Source organism: Streptomyces katrae (assembly GCF_000966975.1).
GTDB lineage: Bacteria > Actinomycetota > Actinomycetes > Streptomycetales > Streptomycetaceae > Streptomyces > Streptomyces katrae.
On record NZ_JZWV01000966.1, the window covers coordinates 1 to 321 of the forward strand.

Here is a 321-nt window from a genome sequence, read left to right on the forward strand (position 1 = left end):
CGCCCGCACCGCCCGCACCGGAGCCGCCCGCGCCCCGGGTGTACCGGGCGCCCGCGCCTCCCCCGACGGAGCCCGCGCCCACGCCGCCCGCCCCGGCCCCGAAGCCGCCGGCGCCGAAGCCCAAGGTGCCTCGGCCCGCGTACCACACGGCCGCACGCAAACCGGTCGAACACCACATCTCGCCGGTCACGTTCACGCTGATGACCGCCGCCCCCGCCGTGCTCGCGATCGTCGCGCTGCGCCCGCGCTAGGCCGTGTCCGTCACCGGCCGAGGCCCGTCGCCCACCGCGTGCCGCCCGCCGCCCGCCGCCGGCCGCCCGC

General features: G+C 81.6%; 1 pseudogene. It reads left to right on the plus strand.

From position 1 onward, the window contains the following. Positions 1 to 251 (plus strand): annotated as a pseudogene (locus VR44_RS46555) (hypothetical protein); the annotation flags it as partial. Positions 252 to 321: the final 70 nt, after the last annotated feature.